The organism is Streptomyces beijiangensis (assembly GCF_017315755.1).
GTDB classification, from domain to species: Bacteria; Actinomycetota; Actinomycetes; order Streptomycetales; family Streptomycetaceae; genus Streptomyces; species Streptomyces beijiangensis.
In genome coordinates, this window is sequence record NZ_JAFLRJ010000272.1 from 1 (window position 1) to 5128 (window position 5128).

Sequence of the window (5128 nt, forward strand, 5' to 3'; positions counted from 1 at the left end):
GGCGGATCAGGCCGCCTGCGACTGGCATTGCGGTTCTTGCTGCTGGTGAGCGGTGGTCTGGTGCGTGCAGCTGCAAGGCGGAGGAAGGCGACAACGCGGAGCGTTGGCAACTGACGACAACGCCGCAGATGTGCGTGCCAGACCGGCGCGACCGCGGCATGATCCGCCGGACACCCCCTACGTGGTCAGGGCCGCGCGGAGGTGGCCCTTGGTGGTGGTGAGGCGGGTGGTGGCCGTGGGGGCGTCGATCTCGGCCAGGATCATGAGGATGGCGGTCTTGACCTCGCCGTCCGCTGCCGTGAGCGCGGTCTCGATCTCCGCGTCCTCCGCGCCTGTTGCCAGGGCGACGATGCGGCGCGAGCGGGCGCGGAGCTTCTCGTTGGAGGCGCGGACGTCCACCATGAGGTTTCCGTACGTCTTGCCGAGCCGGATCATCGTGATCGTCGAGATCATGTTGAGGACCAGCTTCTGGGCCGTGCCCGCCTTGAGGCGGGTGGAGCCCGTGAGGAGCTCAGGGCCCGTGACGACCTCGATGCCGTGGTCCGCCGCCGCCGCGAGTGCGCTGTCCGCGTTGCAGGAGAGTCCGACGGAGAGGGCTCCCTTGGTGCGGGCGTGCTCCACCGCGCCGATCGCGTACGGGGTACGGCCCGAGGCGGAGATGCCGATCACCGTGTCGTCGGGGGTGAGGGCGAGGGTGTCCAGGTCGGCCGCTGCCAGGTCCTTGGAGTCCTCCGCGCCTTCCACCGCCTTGACCATGGCGGACGGGCCGCCCGCGATCAGGCCCACGACCTCGGAGGGGTCGGTGTTGAAGGTGGGCGGGCATTCGCTGGCGTCCAGGACACCCATGCGGCCTGCGGTGCCGGCGCCCGCGTAGATCAGTCGTCCGCCCCGGGACATGCGCTCGGCGATGTCGTCGATCGCGGCGGCGATGCGCGGGAGCTGGGAGGCGACCGTGGTGGGGACGGTGGCGTCCTCGCCGTTCATCAGGCGGGCCAGGTCGAGCGTGGGGAGCTGGTCGATCTCGGCGAGCTCGGGGCGGTACGCCTCGGTGGCCATGGTGGCCAGCTGGGCGCGGAGCGCGTCGTAGTTGGTGGACGCGTCGGGGTTGGTGGAGGTGGAGGTCATGGTGGTGCGGCTCTACTTCCTGGTGCGGGGGGTGTGGCGGTGGGCGAGGGCTTCGTACGAAGCGGCGAGGGCAGGGGCCGCCGACTCGTACGTCCGCTGCGTGACGCCTATGAACAGGCAGTCCACGACGAGGAGTTGGGACGTGCGCGAGGACATCGCGGCGGGGCGCAGTTCGCTCTCGCGGGCGGTGGCGGTGGTGAGGATGTGGTCGGCGTACTGGCTGACCGGGCCGTCCGGGCGGCCGGTGATCGCGATCGTCGTCGCCCCGTGCTCGAAGGCGGCGTGCAGCGGCTCGATGACGTCGCCGGTGGAGCCGGAGTGGGTGATCGCGATGGCCACGTCGCCGGAGCGGAGCTGGACGGCGTTGGTGACGGCGAGGTGGGGGTCGTTGTGGGCGTGCGCGATGAGGCCGATGCGCAGGAGCTTCTGGGCGAGGTCCTGGCCGACGAGCGAGGAGGCGCCGACACCGTAGATGTCGATACGGCGGGCACCGGCGAGGGCGGAGACCGCCGCTCCCAGCTGGACGGTGTCCAGGCCGGCCGCGGTGTCGGCCAGGGTCTGCTGCTCGTCGTACGCGAGCTTGGCGACGACGTCCGCGATCGGGTCGTCCACGGCGATGTCGGCGGTCACGGCGGGCGCCCGGCCCGACTGCTGCTGGGCGGCGAGCCCGGCGAGCGCGAGGCGTAGGTCCCGGTAGCCGGGGTAGCCCAGGAGGCGTGCGGTACGGACGACCGTGGCCTCGCTCGTGCCGGTGAGCTCCGCGAGACCGGTGACCGTCAGCGCCGCACAGCCCGCCGGATCGGCGGCCACGGCTTCGGCGACCCGCTGCATGGAGCGGGTCATGGACGGCGCGAGCGTACGCACCTTGGCCGCGAGGGCGGCCGGTGCGGGCGGTGCGGTGTCCCCGGTGAAAATTTCCTTCACACGATTTGTCACTCTTGAAAGATATTTTCACAACCGTCGTGCGTCAAGACCCCAAAAGTCCCGATCGTGCGACCGGCGACAATGGGACTTATGGACCCTCTGAGCCCCCTTGAACAGTCCCTGCACGCAGCCCGCGCCCTGGTGCTCGCCGACCTGGCGGCCCGCGATGTGGCCGACGCCGACGTCGTATCGCTGGTGGAGGACGCGGTGACACAGCGGCGGTGGTGGGTGGAGCAGTGGCCCGACGGGACCGACTTCGTGCTGGGGCTGGTGGCTCAGGACGTACAGGACGCCCTGCTGGAGAAGTACGGGCGCTGGCCGCTCTGCCCGGTGTGCGGGGCCGACGATCCGCATGCGCTGGAGGTCGAGCCCGAGCTCGGGGCCGAACCGCACTGGGTGTGCGCGAAGGCGGCCGTGATCGTGGCGCCGGTCGGATCGTTGTCGTGACCGTCTACATAGATCCGGCGACCTGGCCCGGGCACGGGCGGATGTGGTCGCACCTGGTGAGCGACGCGAGCTTCGAGGAGCTGCACGCCTTCGCGGCGGGCATCGGCTGCCCGGAGCGGGCTTTCGAGCGCGACCACTACGACGTGCCCTCGCACCGGTACGAGGACGCGGTGCGGGCCGGTGCGGTCGAGATCGGGTCGAAGGAGCTGGTGCGGCGGCTTACCGCTGCGGGGCTGCGACGGCCGAAGGGGCGTCCGTCGGCGTAAGGGACGCGGTGGCCGAGGTGGCCGAGGTGGCCGAGGTGGCCGCGGTGAATTTCGCGATCACGCGTGAGGCGCTCTGGCGCTGGAATCGCAGGGATACGGCCGCGAGGGCGATCGCCACCGCCGTCATCGCCGCACCCGCCCAGGCGGTCGCCGCGTAACCAAGGCCCGCGCTGATGACCAGGCCGCCGAGCCAGGGGCCGCCCGCGTTCCCCAGGTTGAAGGCCGACGTCGTGGTCGCGCCCGCGAGGGTGGGGGCAGCGCCCGCCACGTTGAACATCCGGGCGTTGAGAGCGGGGGCCGTGTAGAAGGCCGAGGTGCCCAGGAGGAACGCGAGGACGATCACGGCGGGTGCGCTGTGGGCGAGGAACGCGAGGGCGATCAGGAAGAGGGTCGAGGCGGCCGTACCGGTGAGCATGACGCCGAAGAGGTGCGCGTCCGCGACCCGGCCGCCGACGGTCGTACCGACCAGGGCGCCGAAGCCGAACAGCGCCAGGACGCCGGGCACCCAGCCCTCGGAGAGGCCCGCGGTGTCCGTGAGCAGCGGGGCGAGATAGCTGAAGGCGCAGAAGACGCCGCCCGCGGCGAGCGCGGTGATCGCGATGGAGAGCCAGACCTGACGGTCGCGGTAGATGCTGAGTTCTTGTTTGAGCTGGGGCTTCTCGGCCGGGACCGGGATACGGGGGATGAGCGTCGCGACCCCGACGAGAGCGATCGCGGAAGCCGCGCCGACCGCCCAGAACGCCGAGCGCCAGCCCAGACCGTCACCGAGCAGGGCGCCCAGCGGGACGCCGAGGACATTGGCGATGGAGAGCCCGCCGATCATGACCGCCATCGCGCGGGCACGTGCGTTGACCGGGACCATCGCGATGGCGACCGCCGCACCGACCGCCCAGAAGCCCGCACAGGCGAGGGCGCTGACGATGCGCGAGGCGAAGAGCAGGGCGTAGTTGGGGGCGAGCGCGCCGGCGACCTGGCCCAGGCCGAAGACGCTGATCAGAGCGATGAGGGTCGTACGGCGGGGGAGCCGCAGGGTGGCCACCGCGAGCAGCGGGGCGCCCACCACCATGCCGATCGCGAAGGCCGATATGAGCAGGCCCGCCCGGGGGATCGAGACGTTCATGTCGTCGGCTATCGCGGGGAGCAGGCCGGAGAGCATGAATTCGCTGGTGCCCAGGGCGAAGACCGACAGGCCCAGGATGTAGACGGCGAGCGGCATACGGGCGCGGGCGGATACGGATGCGGGCGCTGTCGCAGGCACGGGCGCGGGTGAGGTGGCGGGCATGACAGGTGTCAACGTCTGTCATGGGTGTGGCATTCCTGGGTCAGGGTGTGAGCTCGTACACGAGGAGCCCGTTCTCTTCCGCGGTGTGCCGGAAGCCGGAGCGGGTCAGGACGCTCCTGGAGGGCTTGTTCTCCGGCTCGGTCTTGGCCAGCACCGTTGCCACATCGGGGTGTTGGAGCGTGCGCGCGGTCAGGGCGTGGAGGGCTTCGGTCGCATAGCCGTGGCCGCGGGCCGGCTCGGCGAGGTCGTAACCGATCTCGACCCGTCCGCCGGTGGGCGCGCCGTGGAAGCCCATGCCGCCGACGGCCTTGCCGTCCTCGTTACGGATGAGGGCGTACATGCCCCAGGCCGGGTCGTACACCCCGACCGCCGCCGCCCTGACCAGCCCTCCGGCCGCGCGACGGGTGCCGTCGAAGGGGCCGCCGTCGACCCAGGCCAGGCCGCCGGTGCCGCCGTCCGCGAGGTCGGCGGCATCCTCGGGGGACACCGGGCGGAGGGTGAGGCGCTCTGTGGTGATCGCGGGAGTCGTCACGGGTCGATTATGCGCGGAGAAGTTCGAGCTCGGCAGTGAGATTGGTGCGGGCCTTGTCCGTCCAGTGCGCGACTCCGTACGGGGTGCGGAACAGGGCGGGGAGGTCCAGGAGCTGGGCGAGCACGGTGGAGCGGCCCTCGCGGAAGGCCTCGTCGGGGACGAAGGCGTACTCCTCGCGGACGGCGGCGGCGTACGCGGCGTAGGCCTCCGGCGGGGAGGCGAGGATCGCGAGGTCCGCGTCGCAGAGGACCTCGCCGTTGGTGTCGCCGGGGCCGGGGTCGTGGGTGATGGTGAGGCGCACGAGGCGTGCCACTTCGGCTGTACGGGCGGGTGGTACGTGGAGTTCGGGGAGCGCGCGCTCGGCGAGAGCGGCGCTGCGCTCCTCGTTCTCGGCGCGGTCGGGACGGAAGACGGCGTCGTGGAACCAGGCTGCGAGGCGGACGGCGGTGGGGTCGTCGGCGTGCTCGGCGAGGGTGTCGACGTGGTCGAGGACGGCGGTGAGGTGGGTGGGGGTGTGATAGCGCCGCTGGGGCTCGGACCAGCGGGTGAGGA

At 71.6% G+C, this 5128-nt stretch carries 7 protein-coding genes; 2 read left to right on the forward strand and 5 right to left on the reverse strand.

The features are described 5' to 3' along the window. Positions 1–177: 177 nt before the first annotated feature. Positions 178–1125, reverse strand: a complete 948-nt coding sequence (gene murQ / locus J0695_RS26455; protein WP_206966009.1) for an N-acetylmuramic acid 6-phosphate etherase — start codon at positions 1123–1125, stop codon at positions 178–180. A gap of 12 nt (positions 1126–1137) precedes the next feature. After that, entirely contained in the window at positions 1138–2061 is a 924-nt protein-coding gene (locus tag J0695_RS26460) for a MurR/RpiR family transcriptional regulator (RefSeq protein WP_206966011.1), read from the reverse strand. 78 nt (positions 2062–2139) lie between these two features. On the opposite strand from J0695_RS26460, the gene J0695_RS26465 reads away from it, so the two are divergent. Continuing rightward, entirely contained in the window at positions 2140–2496 is a 357-nt protein-coding gene (locus J0695_RS26465; protein WP_206966013.1) for a DUF8819 family protein, read from the forward strand. Next, complete coding sequence (locus tag J0695_RS26470) at positions 2493–2762, forward strand: DUF4031 domain-containing protein (protein ID WP_206966015.1); 270 nt, start codon at positions 2493–2495, stop codon at positions 2760–2762. Before J0695_RS26465 ends, J0695_RS26470 begins: the two co-directional genes overlap by 4 nt. Here the strand turns inward: J0695_RS26470 and J0695_RS26475 are convergent. The 3 genes from J0695_RS26475 to J0695_RS26485 form a co-directional block, all read right to left on the reverse strand. Beyond that, complete coding sequence (locus tag J0695_RS26475) at positions 2716–3978, reverse strand: Cmx/CmrA family chloramphenicol efflux MFS transporter (protein WP_206966019.1); 1263 nt, start codon at positions 3976–3978, stop codon at positions 2716–2718. The two genes, J0695_RS26470 and J0695_RS26475, sit on opposite strands and share 47 nt — an antisense overlap. Positions 3979–4084: 106 nt before the next feature. Then, entirely contained in the window at positions 4085–4576 is a 492-nt protein-coding gene (locus tag J0695_RS26480) for a GNAT family N-acetyltransferase (RefSeq protein ID WP_307798769.1), read from the reverse strand. A gap of 7 nt (positions 4577–4583) precedes the next feature. Further along, positions 4584–5128, reverse strand: a 545-nt coding sequence (locus tag J0695_RS26485; protein ID WP_206966017.1) for an HD domain-containing protein, incomplete at its 5' end; no start/stop codon positions are given.